General features: G+C 60.3%; 18 protein-coding genes. 12 read left to right on the top strand and 6 right to left on the bottom strand.

Features of this window, described 5'->3' with window-relative positions; translation table 11 throughout:
* Positions 1–11: 11 nt before the first annotated feature.
* The 4 genes from LDN04_RS02425 to htpX all read right to left on the bottom strand — a co-directional run bounded on the left by LDN04_RS02425 (position 12) and on the right by htpX (position 3,664).
* Complete coding sequence (locus LDN04_RS02425) at positions 12–593, bottom strand: CoA pyrophosphatase (RefSeq protein WP_223905979.1); 582 nt, start codon at positions 591–593, stop codon at positions 12–14.
* 65 nt (positions 594–658) lie between these two features.
* On the bottom strand, positions 659–1,324 hold the full coding sequence (gene rpe, locus LDN04_RS02420) for a ribulose-phosphate 3-epimerase (protein ID WP_223905977.1): 666 nt from the start codon (positions 1,322–1,324) through the stop codon (positions 659–661).
* Positions 1,325–1,354: 30 nt separating this feature from the next.
* Positions 1,355–2,701, bottom strand: coding sequence for a 16S rRNA (cytosine(967)-C(5))-methyltransferase RsmB (gene rsmB, locus LDN04_RS02415; protein ID WP_223905976.1), 1,347 nt, complete (start codon positions 2,699–2,701; stop codon positions 1,355–1,357).
* A gap of 108 nt (positions 2,702–2,809) precedes the next feature.
* Positions 2,810–3,664 (bottom strand): zinc metalloprotease HtpX, encoded by an 855-nt coding sequence (htpX, locus tag LDN04_RS02410; RefSeq protein WP_223905974.1) that lies wholly within the window; start codon positions 3,662–3,664, stop codon positions 2,810–2,812.
* A 324-nt stretch (positions 3,665–3,988) separates the two neighbouring features.
* Here htpX and LDN04_RS02405 point away from each other — a divergent pair, with 324 nt between their 5' ends.
* A complete protein-coding gene (locus LDN04_RS02405) occupies positions 3,989–4,441 on the top strand; it encodes a tetratricopeptide repeat protein (RefSeq protein ID WP_223905972.1) in 453 nt (150 codons plus the stop codon).
* Between the two features lie 121 nt (positions 4,442–4,562).
* Positions 4,563–5,996 carry a cardiolipin synthase gene (cls, locus tag LDN04_RS02400; RefSeq protein WP_223905970.1) on the top strand — a complete coding sequence of 478 codons (1,434 nt, stop codon included), beginning with the start codon at positions 4,563–4,565 and terminating at the stop codon, positions 5,994–5,996.
* A gap of 101 nt (positions 5,997–6,097) precedes the next feature.
* On the opposite strand, the gene LDN04_RS02395 is transcribed toward cls, so the two are convergent.
* Entirely contained in the window at positions 6,098–6,859 is a 762-nt protein-coding gene (locus LDN04_RS02395) for a sugar phosphate isomerase/epimerase (protein ID WP_223905968.1), read from the bottom strand.
* Positions 6,852–7,907, bottom strand: coding sequence for a TrkA family potassium uptake protein (locus tag LDN04_RS02390; RefSeq protein WP_223905966.1), 1,056 nt, complete (start codon positions 7,905–7,907; stop codon positions 6,852–6,854). The genes LDN04_RS02395 and LDN04_RS02390 overlap by 8 nt, the downstream gene beginning before the upstream one ends.
* A 165-nt stretch (positions 7,908–8,072) precedes the next feature.
* Between LDN04_RS02390 and LDN04_RS02385 the strand changes: the two genes are divergently transcribed.
* From LDN04_RS02385 to cheB, 10 genes are all read left to right on the top strand, one after another.
* The gene (locus LDN04_RS02385; RefSeq protein WP_223905964.1) at positions 8,073–8,771 is read left to right on the top strand and encodes a GntR family transcriptional regulator; all 699 of its coding nucleotides are present in this window, start codon (positions 8,073–8,075) and stop codon (positions 8,769–8,771) included.
* A gap of 207 nt (positions 8,772–8,978) precedes the next feature.
* Complete coding sequence (gene selA / locus LDN04_RS02380) at positions 8,979–10,361, top strand: L-seryl-tRNA(Sec) selenium transferase (RefSeq protein ID WP_223905962.1); 1,383 nt, start codon at positions 8,979–8,981, stop codon at positions 10,359–10,361.
* Positions 10,362–10,721: 360 nt separating this feature from the next.
* On the top strand, positions 10,722–11,405 hold the full coding sequence (ispD, locus tag LDN04_RS02375) for a 2-C-methyl-D-erythritol 4-phosphate cytidylyltransferase (protein WP_223905960.1): 684 nt from the start codon (positions 10,722–10,724) through the stop codon (positions 11,403–11,405).
* A gap of 155 nt (positions 11,406–11,560) precedes the next feature.
* Complete coding sequence (gene ispF / locus LDN04_RS02370) at positions 11,561–12,034, top strand: 2-C-methyl-D-erythritol 2,4-cyclodiphosphate synthase (protein ID WP_223905958.1); 474 nt, start codon at positions 11,561–11,563, stop codon at positions 12,032–12,034.
* Positions 12,035–12,058: 24 nt separating this feature from the next.
* Positions 12,059–13,753 carry a glutamine--tRNA ligase/YqeY domain fusion protein gene (locus tag LDN04_RS02365; protein ID WP_223905956.1) on the top strand — a complete coding sequence of 565 codons (1,695 nt, stop codon included), beginning with the start codon at positions 12,059–12,061 and terminating at the stop codon, positions 13,751–13,753.
* Between the two features lie 53 nt (positions 13,754–13,806).
* Entirely contained in the window at positions 13,807–15,648 is a 1,842-nt protein-coding gene (locus LDN04_RS02360; protein ID WP_223905954.1) for a CheR family methyltransferase, read from the top strand.
* 30 nt (positions 15,649–15,678) lie between these two features.
* Positions 15,679–16,224, top strand: a complete 546-nt coding sequence (locus LDN04_RS02355; RefSeq protein WP_223905952.1) for a chemotaxis protein CheW — start codon at positions 15,679–15,681, stop codon at positions 16,222–16,224.
* Between the two features lie 66 nt (positions 16,225–16,290).
* Positions 16,291–18,027, top strand: a complete 1,737-nt coding sequence (locus LDN04_RS02350) for a methyl-accepting chemotaxis protein (protein WP_223905950.1) — start codon at positions 16,291–16,293, stop codon at positions 18,025–18,027.
* A gap of 1 nt (position 18,028) precedes the next feature.
* The gene (locus LDN04_RS02345; RefSeq protein ID WP_223905948.1) at positions 18,029–20,083 is read left to right on the top strand and encodes a hybrid sensor histidine kinase/response regulator; all 2,055 of its coding nucleotides are present in this window, start codon (positions 18,029–18,031) and stop codon (positions 20,081–20,083) included.
* A gap of 102 nt (positions 20,084–20,185) precedes the next feature.
* A complete protein-coding gene (cheB, locus tag LDN04_RS02340; RefSeq protein ID WP_223905947.1) occupies positions 20,186–21,211 on the top strand; it encodes a chemotaxis-specific protein-glutamate methyltransferase CheB in 1,026 nt (341 codons plus the stop codon).

The raw sequence follows: 21,211 nt of genomic DNA, 5'->3' as shown, positions 1-21,211 counted from the left end.
CCCTTCGAGGGCTATTTCACCACATCCCTTGTGCTATCGGAAAAGACCAGGTCGAGGAACTGCTTCAGGATGGCGGCGGTGAGTCCCCAGATTTCGTCGTTGCCGAAGGTGTAGAAATGGACCGGATGCTGGCGCCCCTTCCAGTTCCAGTCCTCGGTCCGGAAAACCTCCGGCCGGAGCAGGTGGGAGAGGGGGACTTCCAGTATCCTTTCGATCTCCCAGCCGTTGATCCTGAGTGGGTAGTCGGCGGGGAAGAGACCGACGTAGGGGGTGACCAGGTAGTTGTGGATGGAGTAGAAATCGTCCAGCACCCCCAGAATCTCCACATCCTCCGGGGTGATCCCCACCTCTTCCCAGGTCTCACGCAGGGCAGTCTGGAGCAGGTCCGTGTCATCCGGGTCGGCGCTTCCGCCGGGGAACGATATCTCTCCCCGATGATGGTTGAGGTGCTCGGTCCGTTTGGTGAGGAGAATGTGGTATTCCCCCTGTTTGAGGAAGAGGGGGAGGAGCACCGCCGCCGGCACCGGTCCGGGGGCCATGGGTACCCGGACGTGGGCGGCCAGGGCGGTCTTTATGTGATCTTTCAGGTCCATGGGAATGTCAATTTTGAATTTTGGATTGTAATTCAAAATTCATAACTCAAAATTCAAAATTGCCTCTAAAGCACCGGTTCCTTCGCCCGCCGCTTCAGTTCCGCGATCGTGGAGGTGTAGTCCGGGCTGCCGAATACGGCGCTTCCCGCCACGAACACGTCGGCGCCGGCGTGGGAGATGCGGTCGATGTTGTCGGTCTTGACCCCTCCATCCACCTCCAGTTCTGTCTCCAGCCCGCGCTTGTCGAGCATTCCCCGCAGGGCATGGATCTTGGGGAGGCATGCCTCGATGAACGACTGGCCGCCGAACCCCGGGTTGACGGTCATGAGCAAAACCAGGTCGAGCTCTTCCAGTAGGTACTCAAGGATGTTGAGGGGGGTGGCAGGGTTCAGGGAGACGCCGGCCTTCTTGCCGAACGACTTGATGAGCTGCACGGTCCGGTGCAGGTGGTTGGTCGCCTCGGCGTGCACCACGATGATGTCGGCTCCCGCCTTGGCGAAGTCGGGGATGTAAAGGTCGGGGTTGGCGATCATCAGGTGCACGTCCAGGGGGAGGTCGGTCACCCGTCGCACCGCTTCCACCACCAGTGGGCCGATGGTGATGTTGGGGACGAAATGACCGTCCATGACATCAACATGGATATAGTCGGCGCCGGCTGCCGCCACGGCCCGCACCTCGTCGCCGAGGCGGGCGAAATCGGCGGAGAGGATGGATGGGGCGATCTTTTTCATGTGAACCTCCAAACATAGGTCCTATGAGACCTATGATAATCTTTTTAGCCGGGCCGCGAAGAAGCCGTCCATGCCGTGGCGGTGGGGCCAGCTCCGGAAGAAGCCCCGGTCGGTGAACAGTTCCCGGTGAGCGGGGAAAAGCTCACGTAAATCTTCTACCACGAACTCCTCCTGTTCGGAAAGGAAATCCTCCAGAACGGCGTCGGTTTCCTCCCGGTCGGTGGAGCAGACCCCGTAGAGAAGGGTTCCTCCCGACGGGAGGATCTCTGCGGCATTGTGGAGGATAGCCCGTTGGGTCCGGGCCAGGGCGGTGATGTCAGCCGGGTTCTTCCACCATTTCCCCTCCGGGTTGCGGCGGATGACGCCGAGTCCGGAGCAGGGGGCATCTACCAGGATGCGGTTGAATTGCTCTCCCGAGAGTGCGGTGAGGGGTTTTGTGGCGTCGACGGGGGTAGTGGTTATGGTGCTGATGCCGAGGCGTGTTGCGGCCTCCTCGATCAGGCGGAGCTTGCGGACACCGATGTCGCAGGCGAGGATGGTGCCGCTGTTTCCCATGCGCTGGCCCAGGTGGGTGCTCTTTCCGCCGGGTGCCGCGCAGAGGTCGAGGATCCGCTCTTCCGGTTCCGGAGCCAGGAAAATGGCTGCCAGCTGGGACGATTCGTCCTGGACGGTGCAAAGCCCCTCCTGGAAGCTTGCCACCTTGCCGATGGCGACAGGGCTATCGATCCTGAGCCCGTCCGGCGAGTATCTGCAAGGGGTACTGGTGACTCCTTCGCTGGCGAGCCGGGCCTGCAGCTCTTCACGGCTTGTCCGAAGCGTATTTACCCGAATGGTGAGGGGTGCCGGTTCGACCATGGCCCTGGCCAGTGCTTCCGCCTCCTCCCGCCCCAGCTGTTCCAGCCAGCGGGCGGTGAGCCACGGCGGTTCGGACCAGGCGGCTGCCAGGTAGGCGGCCGGTTTGTTCACGGGGTCGGGAAAGCGGATGTTCTGTCGTTCCCGGTCGGTCTGGCGCAGCACGGCGTTGATGAAGCCGCTGGCGCGGGGTGCGAGGGTCTTGGCCAGTTCCACGGTGGCGTGGACCGCCGCTGCGGTCGGAATCCGGTCGAGGTAGAGGAGTTGGTAAATGCCGAGGCGGAGCAGGAGGTGGACGGAGCGCTCCAGTCGGCCGGTCTTCTGGCTGGCGAATTGGTCGATGACGTGGTCGAGGGTTCCCTGACGCCGGAGCACGCCGTAGACCAGTTCGGTCAGGAGTCCCCGGTCCGGCCCCTGCAACGTTCCATGGGTCAGTTCGTGGTCGAGGAGGATGTCGGCGTAGGAACGCTCCTTTTCGATGCGAAGGAGGATGTCGAAGGCGGCACGGCGCGGGGTTGTGGTCAAGTTAACTCCTCAGTGCGGAATATTGGCAGTACAGAAGTGGGAAGAGAATAGCGCGGAGGGGGGAGGTAACAGGCTGACTTCCGCGCTTCGAACTTCTGGGCTGAGGCGTTAGCCTCTCGGCCCGTACGCCATCTCTTCCAGCCGCCGTACCCGCTCTTCCATGGGGGGGTGGGTGGAGAAGAGGGACATGATTCCACCCCCCGTGAGGGGGTTGACGATGAACATGTGGGCCGTAGCCGGGCTCGCTTCTCCCATCGGGATCTGCCGGTTGGCCATCTCCAGTTTGCGGAGGGCGTTGGCCAGGAAGAGGGGGTTGCCGCTGATTTCGGCACCACCCCGATCGGCGCCAAACTCCCGGGAACGGGAGATGGCCATCTGGATGAGCATGGCGGCTATGGGGGCGACGATGGCCATGATGATCAGGCCGAATCCTCCCCCTTCCTCGTCCCGGTCGCGTCCGCCGCCGAAGATCGCGGCCCATTGTGCCATATGGGCCAGATAGGTTATGGCGCCGGCGATGGTGGCGGCGACAGAGGAGATGAGGATGTCGCGGTTCCTGACATGGGTCAGTTCGTGGGCCATGACTCCCATCAGTTCTTCGCGGGTCAGTATCCGCATGATGCCGGCGGTCGCCGCCACGGCGGCATGTTCCGGGTTTCGTCCCGTGGCGAAGGCATTGGGGGTCTCCGAAGGGATAACGTAGACCCGGGGCATGGGGATGGCGGCCTGTGTTGCAAGTTGGCGCACCAGCCCGTAGAACTCGGGTTGCTCGGCTTCGGTGACCTCTTGGGCGCCGTACATGGCGAGGACGATCTTGTCGGAGAACCAGTAGGAGACGAAGTTCATCACTCCCGCCATGATGAGGGCGAACGTCATTCCCCCCCTGCCGCCGATGGCGCCACCGGCCAGTACTAGCAGCACGGTGAGCAGGGCCATGAGAAAGGTCGTCTTCAGTGTATTCATAATGGTGTCCATCCTTTGAGCAGGTAATTTCCCGTGACAACAGTCGGTTACCAGCCCAGTATAATCATTGCCGGACGAAACTGCAAGGGGGAGCACCCACCGTACGCGTCTCCTTGACTCCGCCCGGGAGTGAGCTACGATTTACCCACAATCCGGCGTACGGCAGATCCCGGTTCCGACAATCAAACAACCAGAGGAGGTAGTGTCATGGCAAGCATCATCGACTGGGAGACCGATTTTAACAGTGCCCTCGTCCGAGGGCGGACCGAACATAAGACGATACTGCTCGACTTCTTCAACCCTGGCTGAATTGGTTGTAAACAGATGGATGCGGTCACGTATCCCAATGTGAAGGTCTTCGATTTCATCACGTCAAGCCTCGTGCCGATCCGGGTGCCGGCGGACAGCAAGCCGCTGGCCGACGAGTTCAAACTCACCTGGACCCCCACCCTCATCACTCTCGATTTTTACGGGAAGGAGCACCACCGGACCGTCGGCTTCCTTCCCCCCGACGACCTGATCGCCTCGCTGCTCCTCGGAATGGGGAAAACCGATTTCGATACGGGGGATTTCAATGATGCCATCATCCATTTTGACCGGGTGCTGTCCGACTTCCCCCAGAGCGGTTTTGCCCCCGAGGCGGTCTACCTCCGCGGGGTGAGCCGGTTCAAGGCGAGTCACGATGCTGCGGCGCTCAAGCAGGCCTACGAAAAGCTGGCAGCTGACTATCCGGCCAGCGAGTGGGCGAAGCGGGCCGAGCCATACAGCCTGCTATAAATGGAGTCTACCCAGAGTCTTGCAGACGGGGGCGCAGTGTGGCCCCCGTTTTTATGTCTGTATTTTGCCACGAGTTATGCTATTTATTTAATTAACGAGCTTGTTGGCACCGGAGGGGTGTTTGGACCATTTTCTGCTGGGGATACTGATCTCGTTTGTCGTGGCGCTGTCGCTCACGTCGGCGCTCCACGCCCTGATCATGAAACGCGACCCCCGCTCTGCCCTGGGGTGGATCGTCACCAGCATCACCCTGCCGGTAATCGGCCCGTTCTTCTACTGGACCATGGGGGTCAACTGGATATATCGGACGGCCCGGCAATGGCAAGAGAGCGGGCGCCTCTTTGCCGGCTGGGACGACTTTCCCGCCCGCCTGGAGTTGCAGGTGGCCGGAGACATCCCCCTCGAAGCATCCAACCTGCAGGAACTGCGGGCGCTTTCCGACCGGCTGGTAAGTTCCGCACTTTTGTCCGGCAACTGCATCCTTCCCCTGAAAAACGGTGAAGCCGCCTACCCTGCCATGCTGGCAGCCATCGACACGGCCACCCGTTCCATCCACCTGAGCACCTATATTTTCGACTCCGACGCCACCGGCCGCCGGTTCGCGGACGCCCTGAAGTCGGCAGCCGATCGGGGAGTCGAGGTGCGGGTGATCATCGACAGCCTCGGCGAAAAATACTCCCGACCTACCATGCGCAGTCTCCTGCGCGGGTCGCGCGTCAAAATCGGCAGGTTTCTTCCCCTGCGCCAGGGGGGGTACGTGAACCTGCGCAACCACCGGAAAATCCTTGTGGTGGATGGCCAGATCGGCTTCACCGGCGGGATGAACATCGGTGACCGCCACCTGGTGGAGAGGAGCGGCAAACCGCCGGCGGTTGCGGATATGCATTTCAGGGTGGACGGACAAGTGGTGGCCGATCTGCAGCGGGTGTTTCTGGAGGACTGGTACTTTGCCACCGGTGACCTGCTGGCGGATCGAAGCCATTTTCCGCCATTGATGGAAGCGGGGAACGCCATGGCCCGGGTCGTCGGCGATGGCCCGGACAAGGAGTTCCGCAAACTCCACTGGATCATCATGGGGGCGCTTGCCTGCGCCCGCAACCGGGTTCTGATCATGACCCCCTATTTCATTCCCGACCGGCCCCTGGTTTCCGCCCTCATCACCACGGCCTTGCGCGGCGTCGATGTGGTACTCGTGCTTCCCGCCCGCAACAACCTTCCCTTTGTTCATTGGGCCAGTCGGGCCTATCTCTGGGAATTGCTGCAATTGGGGATAAAGATTTATTATCAGCCGCCACCGTTCGTTCATACCAAGCTCTTCCTGGTGGATGGCGTCTGGAGCCTCATCGGTTCGGCGAACATGGACCCCCGCAGCCTCCGGCTCAATTTCGAGCTTGACCTGGAGGTCTACGATGCCGACTTTACCCGCCAGTTGGAGGCGTATTTCATGGCCGCCGTGGCCTGTTCCCACCAGGTCACTCTGGCGGAGATGGATGCCCGCAGCCTTCCCGTCAAGGTGCGGGATGCCGCAGCCAAGCTGTTCTCTCCGTATTTATGAAATGTGTGGATTGAAAAAAAAAGAAGATAGGATTGTTGGAAGGAAAGACAGCCGGCGGGGAGGACCCGCCGGTTTATTTTTGTGATTTGAATTTATGCCGTTTACAGAAACGTTCGAATGTTCGTAAGTGACCGGTCCAGGTCCTCCTTGCTGTGGGCCTCGATGGTCCAGGCGGCTTGGGGGGCGTACTGTGCCATGAGCCGGAAGAAAAGGGCGAAGTCGATGTTTCCCTCGCCGACCGGGGCATGGTCGTCACGCCGGCCATGGTTGTCGTGGATGTGGGCTTCAGCGATGAAGCTTCCCAGCGTGGCAAACCATTCCTCCATTCCCACCTTGGTGAACAGGTTCCAGTGTCCCACGTCAAAGCAGTGCCGAAGCTGGGGAAGTGCCTCGAACAGCGCCTGAAGGGTGGACGGCTCCTCCTCGAAGATGTTTTCCACGGCCACGGTAAAGCCGATTTCCGCGGCACGGGGGAGGACCTCCTGCCAGGTGGCGATGCTGTGCTGAAGCCATTTGTCCTGACTTTCCCCGTACCGCCAGCGGTCGTACCCGGGGTGAAAGACGACAACCCTCGGCTTGAGATGGGCGGCTGCACCAAGCAGCTGGGCAAAGCGGTGGCGGGTGACGTCGCGGATGAGCCGCTCCACGGAGCCCGGGTTCAGGTCTATGAAAGGTGCGTGGATGGTGGTTGCAAGGCCGTTGCCGGCCAGGGTTGCAGCGATGGCTGCCAGTTCCTCGGGGATGAGGGTGTCGAGCATGTCGCCGGAGAAGAATACTTCCGGATTGACCCCTTTGGCGAGTACCAGCTCCAGGTTCTGTTGCAGGAATGAATAGGGAACGTGGACGAACAGTCGATCATTCATGGGGGGTCGGCTCTTTCCTGTGTTTTTTTATGACGTCGGTTGCGCAGTTGCTGCAACTGATCAACTGCTCCAGTTTCTGGATGGCCGCCGGCTCGCCGAGAACAATCAGGGTATCGTTAGCCTCCATCTTGGCGTGGGGATTGGGGTTGAACACCATCTTGCCGACGGCTTTCTTGATGCCGATGATGATGACGCCGGTTTCCTTGCGGAAGCCGGAGCTGACCAGGTTTTCCCCGGCAAAGCTCGACTCCGGCGGGATCAGGATTTCTTCCATCTGCAGTTCCAAGTGTTCTCGGCCGGTGGCGATCTCGATGAAGTCCACCACATTGGGGCGAAGGATTGCCTGGGCCATGCGGCCCCCGCCGATCACGTAGGGGGAGACCACCTTGTTTGCGCCAGCCCGCTTCAGCTTGATTTCCGACCCTTCCTCTCCTGAACGGGCCAGAATGAACAGGTCGGGATTGAGCCCCCGTGCGGTCAGGGTGATATACACGTTTTCCGTGTCGGACGTGACTACCGAGATGAGTCCCTTGGCCCGCTTGATTCCTGCCCTGAGCAGGGTTTCGTCCTCGGTGGCGTCCCCCCTGATGTGAAGGTACTCTTCCTGGTGCAGCTTCTCGTGGACCTCGGGGTGTTTTTCGATTACCAGGAACGGGAGGGGCTTGGCGGCGAATTCCTTGCAAATCAGGGCGCCGATGCGGCCGAAACCGCAGATGATATAGTGATCCTGAAGGGCATCGATCTTCTTTTCCACCTTTTTCCTCCCGATAATCCGCTGGAACTGTCCTTCGAACATGATCTGGGCAAGGCTCCCGACGATGTAGCCGAGGACGCTGACGCCGACCACAATCAGTCCCATGGTGAACAGCTTGCCGGCATCGCTCAGGTCGTGGACTTCCCTGAACCCCACCGTACCCAGGGTAATGACGGTCATGTAGAGGGCGTCGAGAAAATTCCACTTCTCGATCCCCATGTATCCGGTCACGCCGATGGTTATGAGCAGGACGAGTACGAAGAACGAAATTTTCAGATGCCGGACGGGATCCATGGAGCTCCTTTATGGTGGAACAGATTACTATCGGACGATGCAAAATTCAAGATAATTGCATGGTTTCGGTAGCGCTTAAACTCGACTGGAAGCCGGGTTTGCTAGAATATCTTGACAAATAATGTATACTGTATACAATTCATCTATCCTCATAAGGGGGAATTTATGAAGAAAAGCATTGAAAAGCACCTGACCCTCAGGGAGAAAATACTGGAAACAATCCGCGACGCCATCATGAGCGGAGGGCTGAAGCCGGGGGAGAAAGTAGCAGAACCCGAACTAGCGGAGAAGTTCGGCATCAGCCGGACACCGATACGCGAGGCCTTCCGGCAACTGGAGTCGGAAGGGTATTTGACGGTGATCCCCCGCAAGGGCGCGGTCGTGACGTCCTTTTCCCCGCGTGATGTGGAGGAGTTTTACGCCATAAAGAGCATACTGGAAGGGTATGCGGCACGTTGTGCGTGCGAAAAGCTTTTGGACAAGGATCTTGAAAAGCTTGACGCGATTAACAGCAAGCTGCGGCAGATGGCGGACGAAGGCGACATACGGCACTTCTTCAAGATACACAACGATTTTCACGATCTGTTCATCCGTGCGTCCGACAATGAAAAACTCCAGGAAATGATCTCCAATCTGCTCAACAAGTTTCAGCGTCTCCGCGTCGCTTCCCTGAGCCTCCCCGGCCGGATGCATATCTCGGTGCAGGAGCACGAGAAGATCATCGAGGCGTTCCGCAAGCGGAATGCCGATCTGGCAGAGAAGCTCGTGCGCAAGAATGCGGAGTACGGCGGCAAGGTGCTCATGCAGGGGAGTTCGCCCCTCAAGGCAGCGGAACGAAAGGCCGCCCTCCATATGGATATCTGATCGGAGGATGTCCTCAACGGCAATGCCTGGCGGGTTGTCGCCCTTTCCCGTGGAACGTTACCACACTATCCCCCGTTGCCATCCGGCGGCTAACCATTCAATCCCGCCCCGGACCGGGTGCGACAAGCCGAACTCCTGCCATTTACTATAGGTTTTATTCACTGAAGCACTATCCCTTGATCAACCACCCGCCGTGAGGAGCTTTTCGTGTCGGTTCTCAAGAACATTCCCAAAGTCGACAAGGTGTTGGTATGGCCCGGAGTCCAGGCGATTCTGATTGCTTACCCCCGCCCGGTGGTACTCAAAGGGGTGCGAACTGTCCTGGATTCTTTACGCCGGGAAGCCATGGAAGGAACGTCATTCGTTTTGCCGCCGGTGGAAACTATTGCATCCAGAATAGCTGCGGCGGTTGAGCGTGACACGTCTCTGAGCCTGAAGCGGGTTGTGAACGGCACCGGGGTGGTTATCCACACTAACCTCGGCCGATCCCCCCTGCCGGAAAAGGTTCGGGAGCAGCTTGACCGTATCGCTTACGGCTATTCAAACCTGGAGTTCGACCTGGAAGCAGGAGAGCGTGGGAGCCGCTATTCCCATGTGGAAGAGCTGCTCTGTGAGTTGACCGGTGCCGAAGCGGCACTGGTGGTGAACAATAATGCGGCCGCGGTCATGTTGGCGCTGGCAGCCATGGCCGTCGGCAAGGAAGTGGTGGTCTCCCGCGGCGAACTGGTGGAGATCGGCGGGTCATTCCGGATTCCCGACATCATGGGGCAGAGCGGAGCCTTGCTGCGGGAAGTGGGTACGACCAACCGGACCCACCCGGACGACTATCGTGCAGCTGTAACCACCGAAACCGCGCTGTTTCTCAAGGTGCATGCCAGCAACTTCGCCACGATCGGCTTTACCGCCGAGGTTACCGCACCCCGACTGGTGGAGCTCGGCAGGGACTATGGCCTGCCGGTCATGGCGGATGTGGGGAGCGGCAACCTCATCGATTTGGCCCGGTTTGGCATGGGTAGCGAGCCGACGATCCAGGAATTCGTCCGGGCAGGCATCGACGTGGTCACCTTCAGTGGGGACAAACTCCTCGGCGGTCCTCAGGCGGGGCTCATCGTCGGACGAAAGGCGTGTCTCGACCCGATGAAGAAACATCCACTGCTCAGGGCGTTCCGAATCGACAAACTGACCCTTGCGGCCCTGGAAGGGACCCTGGCCCTGTACCGGGACGAACGGCAGGCCCTTGCCTCCATTCCGACCCTGCGCATGCTCACGGTCACTTCTGCCGAACTGGCAGGCAAGGGGAGGCGAGTCATCCGGCTTCTGCGCCGAAACCTTCCGGCCGCGGTCGAGGTCACCCTGGTGAAAGGTGTTTCACAGGTGGGAGGGGGAGCCCTTCCCGGTCAGGAGCTGCCGACGTTCCTCCTGGCCATCCGAATGGCCGGTCTTTCCCCCCAGGAGCTGGAGGCCCGTCTGCGCACCGGTGCCGTGCCGGTTGTCGGCAGAATTGCCAAAGGGGAGTTCCTTCTCGACCTCCGCACCATCCTCGATGCTGATGTTCCACTCCTTCTTGCCGCACTCAAAGCGCTTGTTTGACATCGGCAGCTTGATGGCGAAATATCCCGGGTCGGTGTCCTCCTGCCCGTCTCCCTTTCGTCTTCGCGTTTTCTCGTACTCCCTTCAACACCGTCCGAACTTTGCCAAAGACTGATCAATTCAGTTAAATCACTGCCTGTTTGTTTGCCATACGTCCACGCAACGGAGTGAAATTCATGGGGGGGATGATAATAAAAGCTGGTTTTTTTTGTTTTATTTTGTATAATAAAACAGCTTTTTATATGAAGCGGGATTTTTTAATTGACCGGGAAAGTAACCGGTCGTTATAGTTGGGTGAGTTTTGTTTGATTTTTATGTATTGCGTCATTTCTGGTCGGCGCAACGACAGGGATCCGATTCATGAAAGTGATAGCGCTCATCCCCGCCGCGGGGATGGGAAAACGGATGGGTGCCGCCATCAACAAGCAGTACCTCCTCCTGGACGAAAAACCGATTGTTGCCCATACGATCGGAGTATTCGAAGCTCTTCCCGAAGTCGATGATATTTACGTCATTTCGCCGGAGGCGGAGATCCCCTTTTGCCGGGAGCAGGTGGTGGAACGGTACGGGTTCCGCAAGGTGCGGGGCATCGTAGCCGGCGGAGCGGAGCGGCAGCATTCTGTGCTCAACGGGTTGCGGGCCATTGACGGGACGCCGGACGACGGGGTCATCCTCATCCATGATGGCGTGCGGCCGTTCGTTCCTGTGTCGGTGCTGAAAAAGGCGATCCGGGTGGCACAGGAACATGACGGTGCCCTTGTGGCGGTGCCGGCCAAGGACACGGTCAAGGTGGTCGTTGACGGGGTCATCCGGGAAACTCCGCCGCGGGAGCAGCTCTGGCTCGCCCAGACCCCCCAGGCATTCCGCTACGGTGTGATCCGTGCCGCTCACGAAATCGCCGCCGCCGAAGGATACCTGGGGACCGACGACGCCTCGCTGGTGGAGCGCCTCGGGAAGGATGTCCATGTGGTCATGGGGGATTACCGCAATATCAAGATTACGACGCCGGAGGACCTTGTTCTGGCGGAAGCATTTCTTCGGTAAACGTGCCTTTTCCGCAATCTCTGCGTTGATCTTCAGGACCGCTTGTGCGGCGTAGCGCTGCTACGCCTCCGCGCAATCCTTCGATCGCCTTGACCTTGCGAAAAAATCGCGTTTACCACACATGAATACTGGATATAAATGCATTGGAGACGCATATGCGCATTGGTCATGGCTATGATGTGCACCGGCTGGTGGAGGGGCGGAAGCTGATTCTTGGGGGGGTGGACATCCCCTGGGAGAAGGGGCTTCTGGGGCATTCGGATGCGGATGTGCTGCTGCACGCGATCTCCGACGCCATCCTCGGCGCCATCGGCGAGGGTGACATCGGCCGGCACTTCCCCGATACCGACCCCCAGTTCAAGGGGGCCGACAGCCTCAAGCTGTTGGCCCACGTGATGGGGCTCGCCGACCGGAAGGGGTACCGGCTGGGGAATGTTGATGCCACCGTCGTTGCCCAGCGACCAAAGCTCGCCCCTTACATCCCGGCCATGCGGGAGAACATCGCTCGGGTGCTGGCCGCGGATGCGGACCGGATCAACGTCAAGGCGACCACCACCGAGGAACTCGGCTTCTGCGGCCGGGGCGAAGGGATTGCCGCCCATGCGGTGGCGCTTATGGAAGAAAAATAAATTCGCTGGAAGGTAGAAGAATCGATGAGTACACCCGAAACCGACGCTTCGAAACAGACAACCACGACCAACTTCATCCGCACCATCATCGAGGATGACCTGCAAAATGGCAGGCATAAGACGATAGCAACCCGCTTTCCGCCGGAACCCAACGGTTACCTCCATATCGGCCATGCCAAGTCCATCTGTCTCAACTTCGGACTGGCGCGGGATTTCGGTGGCCGCTGCCACCTTCGTTTCGACGACACCAACCCTGCCAGGGAAGAGATCGAATATGCTGAATCCATCAAGGAGAACGTCCGCTGGCTCGGCTTCGACTGGGGGGAGCACCTTTACTACGCATCCGACTACTTCGAGCAACTCTACCAGTGGGCAGAACAGCTCATCCGGCAGGGTGACGCCTATGTGGACGATCTGACCGCCGAAGAGATCCGTGCCCATCGAGGGACCCTGACCGAGCCGGGAACGGAGAGCCCCTACCGGAACCGCACCGTGGAAGAGAACCTCGACCTGTTCCGGCGGATGCGGGCCGGCGAGTTTGCCGACGGCGCCCGGGTGCTGCGGGCGAAGATCGACATGGCTTCACCGAACCTGAACCTGCGCGACCCGGTCATGTACCGGATCCTCCATGCTCCCCACCCCCATGCCGGCGATGCCTGGTGCATCTACCCGATGTACGATTACGCCCACGGCCAGAGCGATTCCATCGAGGGAATCACCCACTCCGTTTGCACCCTGGAGTTCGAGTCCCATCGACCTCTCTACGAGTGGTTTCTGGACCGGCTCGGCATCTATCACCCCCGTCAGTACGAATTCGCCCGCCTCAATCTGACCTACACGGTGATGAGCAAGCGGAAGCTCCTCCAGCTGGTTCAGGACGGTGATGTGGACGGCTGGGACGATCCGCGCATGCCGACCCTTGCCGGTCTCCGCCGGCGCGGCTACACCCCCGACTCCATCCGTACCTTCTGCGAGCGCATTGGCGTGGGTAAAAGCGACAGCTGGATCGATATGGGGGTGCTCGAGGAGTGCGTCCGCGACGACCTGAATGCCAACGCACCGCGCGCCATGGCGGTGCTTCGCCCCCTGAAGCTCGTCATCGTGAACTTTCCCGAGGGGGAAGTGGAGGAATTCACGGCGGCCAACCACCCCCAGCGTCCGGAGCTGGGGAGCCGTCAGATTCCCTTTTGCCGGGAGGTATATATCGAGCGGGACGATTTCATGGAAACACCGGTCAAGGGATTTCACCGCATGGCCCCCGGTCAGGAGGTGCGGCTGCGGTATGCCTACATCGTGAAATGCACGGAAGTGGTGAAGGACGGGGACGGGGATGTGGTGGAAGTGCGCTGTACCTATGACCCCGACACCCGTACCGGCGGACCGGCGGCCGGCCGGAAGGTGAAGGGGACTATCCACTGGGTATCGGTGCACCATGCCGTGACGGCGGAGGTGCGCCTCTACGACCGTCTCTTCTCCGTTCCCAACCCGGACAAGGGGGGGCAGGAATACAAGGCGTTCATTAACCCCCTCGCCCTGGAAGTGTTGCCCGCCGTCCGTCTGGAGCCGAGCCTGGCGGATGCGGCAGGGGAGAGCCACTACCAGTTCGAGCGGCAGGGGTATTTTACGGTCGATTCCCGGGATTCCGTCCCCGGCGTACCGGTATTCAACCGGACGGCCACCCTGCGCGATTCCTGGAGCAGGGAGCAGCAGTCCGCCTGACGCGCCTGTAGGGACAGCGTTCATGCATGGCGTTACGGCGAGAGGAAGAGGCCATGCCCCGTACCATCCTTCTGGTCCATACCAATGAGGCCCTCGGGCGCTTCCTGACCGTTCTGCTCAAGCGGGACGGTCACGAGATCATACCTGCAGGATCCATGAAAGAAGCGCTGCGGGCGGTACAGACGACGGCACCGAACGTGGTGGTCATCGAAGACGGTTGTCCGGAGATTTCCACCGTCGATCTGGTGCAGCGGCTGCAGCGTGGGAAGGAGGGGGAGCGCCTTCCCATCATCGTCATTTCCGCAGACCCGGCGATGGAATACGAATACCCCAATGTATTCGATTTCCTTCTCAAGCCGATTGACGTGAACCGGCTTCGCCAGAATCTGGCTCTCCTCTCACGGGGGGGGCGCAAACGGGTACCGCCGGCGCGGCTGGGGCATCTGACGGAGGAGGAGAGCAGTCTTTACTGCGACTACCTCCTGACCCACAGTGGTCTTCATTTCGAACGCCGCAACCTGAAACTCCTGGAGCGGGGGATAACCAGCCGGATGACCGCCATCCACTGCGCCTCGTACCGGGACTACTTCGATTACCTGACCGAATACGGGGAGAGCCGTCAGGAGCTGCAGAAACTCCTCCAGCATCTGACTGTCGGCGAAACCTACTTTTTCCGCTATCGGGCCCATTTCGAAGCCCTCCGTCAACTGGTCGGCGGCGAACTGGCCGGGAAGCCGCTCCGTATCTGGTCGGCCGGTTGTTCCACCGGCGAGGAGCCCTACTCCCTGGCCATGACCATCATGGAGGCCCTTCCCGACTGGCGCAAGCGTGACATCAGAATCCTGGCCACGGACATCAACAACCGTTCGCTGCAGCGAGCCCGGGAAGGGGTATACCGCCCCTGGTCCCTGCGGGCCATGGAACCACGGTATCTGGAACGATATTTCAACCGGGTCGGCGACAGCTACCTCATCCGCGACGAGGTGAAGCAGCTGGTGGAGTTTTCCCATCTCAATCTCCAGACGACTGCGTTCCCCCAGCCGAACGGCCCGTTTCGGGAACTGGATGTGATTTTCTGCCGCAACGTGACCATCTACTTCACCCTTGCCACGACCCGGCAGATTATCGACAAGTTTGCAGCCACCCTTGCCCCGGGAGGGCACCTGTTCCTCGGCCATGCAGAGGCCCTTTCCCAGATTTCTACCAAGTTCGAGCGGGTGAGCCGGGAGAGCGGATTTTATTACCGTAAAAAGTCTCCGTCGGCTGTGGTTGCATTGCCGACGGCGAAGCCTCAGAAGCCCCGGCCGGTGAAAAAAACGGTTTTGCCCCCCCGGCCAGCAGCACCGCGCTCCTTGAAGGTGCCGGTGCCGGTTCCTCAGCCAGCGGTGGTGCCGACGCCGGAAGAGCTTTACCGGCAGGCCCGGGAACTCTTCGATGCGGAGAATTTCAGCGGAGCGGAGACGCTGCTTGCGGATGTCCTGCGGCAAGAGCCCGACCATCTGGATGCCCTGGTCATGAAGGGATTCGTCTTTGCCAACAGAGCCCAATTCCAGGAGGCGCTGGCCCTGTGCGACGAGGTGTTGGCGAGGAACGACCTCCATCCCGAGGCCTATTTCCTTCGAGGGCTGGTTCTGGAAATAGAGGAGCAGTTGCCGGATGCGCTGGTCGAATACCGCAAGGCACTTCTCCTCAGCATGGACTTCATCATGCCCCACTACTGCATGGGACGGCTCTACTTCCGTCTGGGGCGGGAGCGTGATGGGATGCGGGAATTCCGCAACTGCCTCAGGCTCCTGGAACATTCGCCCGACGGGAACGTGGTTCCTTACGGAGGCGGGCTGTCGCGGGAGGTGTTCATGGAGCGGGTGAGGATGGAACTGGCGCGTATCGCTTAAACGAAAAGCGTTTTTCGGGAGAGTTCGACCATGGGTGAGGAAAACAGGGCCGGTTACAACATCGATGGCATCCTCAAGGAGATGCGTGATGAGTACTGGCAAGGACTGGAAGCGGTGGAGGAGGCGTTAGAGGAGCAGCTGGAGTGCGTCACGTTCGCCCTCGGGGGGGAAACCTACGCCTTTGAAACCATCCATGCGGCGGAGGTGCTGCGTATTCCGCGGCTGGTGAAGATCCCCAAGGTGCAGGAATTGATCGTCGGGGTATTCAACCTCCGGGGGGAGATTGTCGCCGCCATGGATATCCGGCCTCTCCTGGGGCTCCCCCAGCTCCCCTTCGGCCCGTCGGGACGGATTATCGTGGTGAAGGGGGAGAAGTTCCACACCGGCCTCCTGGTCGAGTCGATCAAGGGGGTTGCGGCACTTCCCCTCGACACCTTCGAGGTGGCGGTCAAATCCCTGAGCGGTGCCCAGCGCGATTATCTGCGCGGTCAGCTTCAGCTTTCCGACGGTCTGGTGATACTGCTCGACATCGGGCGCCTGCTTGCGGCACCTGAAATCGTGATCGACCATGGCTGACGGGATCCTCTTATGTCCCATTATTCGCAGACTCACCATTCGCAATCCCTTTGGTAAGGAGTGATTATGTTCAATAAACTGTCAGTCAAGATTGCCGGAATTCTCATCATGGTCATGATCGTCATCATGGCGATCTTTACCGTCTACTTCGTCCGGTCGCGCAGCGTGTCCATGGAGGAGGAACTCCTCTCCAAGGGGCGTATGGAGGCCCTGACCGGTGCCAAGCTGATGGAGCGAATTCTGGATGATGCCATCGCAAGCGGCCGCTTCACGGCGGAGGATATCTTCGATACGAACTACGTGCCGATTCCCGGCACCGACCCGCAGAAATTCCATACCAAATACGATACCTACCTGGACAAGACCATCCAGGAACTGGAGGACGAGTACCTGAAGGACGACCAGGTGGTTTTTGCCGTCCTGGTGGACCGGAACGGTTATCTCCCGACCCATAACACCAAGTATTCCAAACCTCTCACGGGGGACAAGGAGAAGGACAAGGTAGGCAACCGGACCAAGCGTCTGTTCAACGACGAGGTGGGGCTGAAGGCCGCCAAGAATGAACAGGAGCTCTTCAAGCAGGTCTACTCCCGGGATACGGGAGAACGGATGTGGGACATCTCTGCGCCGGTATTCGTCAACGGCAAGCACTGGGGGGGATTCCGCATCGGATTTTCCATGGAAAAGACCGACAAGAAAATTGCCGCGCTCCGCACCCAGATCATCGTTGCCATGCTCATCATGCTTCTGGTTGCGAGCCTGACGATCTACCTCGTGGTGAGCTTCACCGTCCGTCCGCTCCTCCGTCTGACCCAGGTGGCCCGGCGAATTGCCGACGGCAACCTGGACGAAACGATACCGATCGAAAGCAACGACGAGATCGGGACCCTGGCCGAGGCGTTCAACAAGATGACCAACGTCATCGTCAAGAACCTGAAGGGGGAGATCGAAAAGACGAACCGTCTCGTTGCGTCCATCAAGGAGGCTATCATCCAGCTTTCCAGCTCGGCCAATGAGATGATGGCCATCAGCGCCCAGCAGTCGGCGGGGGCGACCCAGCAGGCGACGGCGGTGCAGGAGGTGTCTACCACGTCCGAGGAGATCGCCATCACTGCCAAGCAGATCACCGACAATGCCAAGTCGGTGGAGTCGATGGCGGAGGAGACCACCCGGAGCTGCATGGCGGGTACGGGGGATGTGAGTAACGCCATTGAGGGGATGGCGAATCTCAAGAGCCAGGTTCAGAGCATCGCCCACAGCATGCTGCAGCTAGGGGACAACAGTCAGAAGATCGGTGGTATCGTCGAGATCATCGACGAGATCAGCGACCAGACGAACCTGCTGGCGCTGAACGCTGCCATCGAGGCTGCCGGTGCCGGGGAGGCGGGTAAGCGCTTTGCCATCGTGGCCCAGGAGGTGCGACGCCTGGCGGAACGTACTGTTGAGGCGACGCGGCAGATCAAGGGCCTCATCGAGGAGATTCAAAAAGCGACCAACAGCACCATCATGGTGACGGAAGAGGGGACCAAAGGAGTGGATTCGGCAGCGACCCTGGTGGACAAGGTCCAGCTGTCGTTTGGCAACATTATCGGCATGGTAGAAGAAACGGCCCGTTCCGCCAAGGAGATTACCCTCTCTACCCAGCAGCAGACCTCGGCCTGCGAGCAGATGGCGGAAACCATGGCGGAGGTGCGGGATGTAGCCCAGCAGGTAGCGGGGAGCGCCCGGGAGACCGAACAGTCCATCAGGGAGATCATGGGGCTTACGGAGAGACTGAAGGACCTGGCGGAGGAAGAGGGATAACGTGTCCAGCAAGTACCTCGACATCTTTCTCCGCGAGGCCGACGAGCACCTGACGTCCCTCCAGGGTGGGGTCTTGCGGCTGGAGAAGGAACCGGCCAACAAGGTTCTCATTCATGAGCTGCTGCGGAACGCCCATACCCTCAAGGGATCGGCCCGTATGCTCGGGTTCGAGGGGGTCAGCAACGTCGCCCACCGCCTGGAGGACCTGCTCAAGGAGATGGAGGAGGGGGAGCGGGAGGTGGACGAGAGGGCAATCGACATCCTGCTGCGGGGGAGTGACGCCATGGCCCGGCTGGTCGATGCCCTGGCCAAGGGGGAGCCCCCTTCCTTCGTCGTGGAGGATTTCCTGGCCGCCCTTGACCGGGGGGATGTGCCGGAGATCGCCATGCAGGGACCGTCCTGCAAGGAAGAAGACGGATTCGGCGATACGGTGCGGGCCCGGGTCAAGACGCTGGACAGCCTGGTGAACCTCCTTGGCGAACTGATCATCAACAAGAAGCGGCTTGAATCGAGGGTAAGCTCACTGAAGTTCCTCGTCCGCGGCGACGGCGGTCCGCCGTCGCTCCGGGAACTGGGGCAGTTCCAGCGGGAGTTGGAGGATGACGTCCTCTACCTCGACTATCTCATCCAGGAACTGCATGGTGAGGCAATGGAGCTGCGCATGCTCCCCCTGCGCACCATAACCGACGGATTCCAGCGGCTGGTGCGGGACCTGGCACGGGATCAGGGGAAAGAGGTAGACCTGGCCATCGACGGTGACGGTATCGAACTTGACCGGGTCCTTCTGGAGAGCCTGAAGCCCATGTTTCTCCACATGCTCACCAATGCCGTCGATCACGGCATCGAGCTCCCCGACGAGCGGAAGGGGCACGGCAAGCCGGGGAAGGCGACCATCAGGATCAGCGCCCGCCACGAGGGGGACAGCGTACAGATCCTTGTCCGGGATGACGGGCGGGGCATGGACCCGGCCCGGATCAAGCAGGCGGCGCTGCGCCGTGGGGTGATTGACAAAGAAGAGGCGGAACTCCTGGGGGACGAGGAGTCCCTGTACCTGACCCTGCGCCCCGGTTTTTCCACGAGCGAGATAGTAACCGACGTTTCCGGGCGGGGGGTAGGCCTGGACGTGGTTCAGAAAAACCTGGAACGGGTCAAGGGGACCCTATCCCTCCGGAGCGTTGTCGGCGCCTGTACCGAGATTACCCTCCAACTCCCCCTGAGCCTTTCAGTTGTCGAAGCCCTCCTCGTGGCCTGCGGCGGGGAATGCTATGCCGTTCCGGTGAGCTACGTGCTGGAAACCATCAAGGTCCGCAGCGAGGACATAGTCACCGTGGGTGGCAAGGAGGTCGTTGCCCTGCGCGGTACCACGGTGCCACTGGTTTCTCTGTCGTCCTTGTTGGGGCTGCCGGCGCGGAAGGAACTTCTGGAGACGGGCAAGGTAACGGCGGTCGTTCTCAAGCTGCGGGAACAACTGCTTGCCTGCACTGTCGATCGCCATCTGGGGAGTGGCGAGATTGTGGTGAAGCAATTGGGAGCCCAGATGAAGCGGGTCACCTTCGTGTTCGGCGCCACGATCCTGGGGGACGGTGATCCTGCCCTGATCCTCAGCGTTCCCGATCTTTTCGCTCATGCCGAGGGGGCGACGACTACCGGCTTCCGTGGGGCCTTCGCGGAACAGGAGGCGGCACGGGTGCGGGGCCGCATCCTGGTGGTGGACGATTCCATCACCACCCGAACCATGGAACGAAGCATCCTGGTGAGCCATGGCTATCAGGTGGAGGTAGCGGTTTCGGGAGAGGATGCGCTGGAGAAGGTGGCCGGGGTCCAGTTCGACCTGGTGGTCTCCGATGTAGAGATGCCAGGCATAAACGGGTTCGAACTGACTCGGCAACTACGGGTACTGGACACCTACCGGGAGGTGCCGATAATCATCGTCTCTTCACTCTCCCGTGACGAGCACAAACGCCAGGCGCTGGAGGCGGGGGCGCAGGCCTACATCGTCAAGGGGAGTTTCGACCAGGGGACACTCCTTGACACGGTTGAGTCGCTCATAGGATGAAGTGCGATAGTCTGTTTTCAATGTTGTTTTCGTCGTGGTTGGACAGCCTGGCTTCGCGTGTCGGCCATGGAGCGGTAGGAGAAATGGGGACGTGACGGACTTATGATCAAGGTACTTCTGGCAGACGATTCGCCTTTGGTGCGGGCGGTCCTGAAGGATATTTTCGCCGCAACCGGCGACATCCGGGTGGTCGGGGAGGCCGCCGACGGACGGGAGGCGGTGGAACTTGCCGCGCAACTGCATCCGGACCTGATCGTGATGGATCTCATGATGCCGGTTCTCGACGGCCTGGCTGCCATTGAGGAGATCATGTCCGGCTCACCGGCGCCTATCCTGGTTCTGTCGGGGACCCTGGACGACCGTGAGGTGAACCGGGCCTTTGCCGCCATCAAGAAAGGCGCCCTGGACGTCATGAGCAAGCCGGACGGAGGTGGCCTTGCCAATCCATCGGAGTTTAGTGCCGGCATTATAGAGAAAGTCCGGCTTCTGGCACGTATCAGGGTCATACGTCGCCCGTCACGGACCCGGGAGCAACCGGTTCCCGTCCCCCTGGCAGGGGGGAGGAAGATTCTCGCTATCGGGGCCTCCACCGGCGGGCCAAAGGCGGTTATGAGCATCGTCAGAAATCTCCCCGCCGACTTCCGGGGGGCCGTCCTGATCGTGCAGCACATTGCCAGCGGTTTTGACCGGGGGTTTGCCCAGTGGCTCGACGGGGAATGTCCGCTCAAGGTGAGGCTTGCCGCCGAGGGGGACGTGCTGAAGGAAGGATTGGTCCTCGTTGCCCCCACCGACTGTCACCTGATGGTGGCCGATGGGCGGGTCCGGCTGACTTACGGACCGCCGGTCAACTGCTGTCGCCCGTCCATCGATGTGATGTTTTCGTCGCTGGTCCCCCGGGGAGGGCAGGTGGTCGGCGTTCTCCTCACCGGCATGGGGAAGGATGGTGCCCAAGGGCTGCGCAGTATCAAGGAGCAAGGTGGGGCGACGATCGTGCAGGACGAACAGAGCTGCGCGGTCTTCGGTATGCCCAAGGCGGCGATTTCACTGGCGGCTGCAGATCGGGTATTGCCGCTGGATACAATCCCCGCCGCCATAATTAAACTGTTTGCGAATTCGACGGAGGAATAG

The organism is Geobacter sp. AOG1 (assembly GCF_019972315.1).
Classification (GTDB): domain Bacteria; phylum Desulfobacterota; class Desulfuromonadia; order Geobacterales; family Geobacteraceae; genus Geomobilimonas.
The sequence above is the reverse complement of the archived record's forward strand: the minus strand, read 5'-3'. Positions and strand labels throughout refer to the sequence as shown.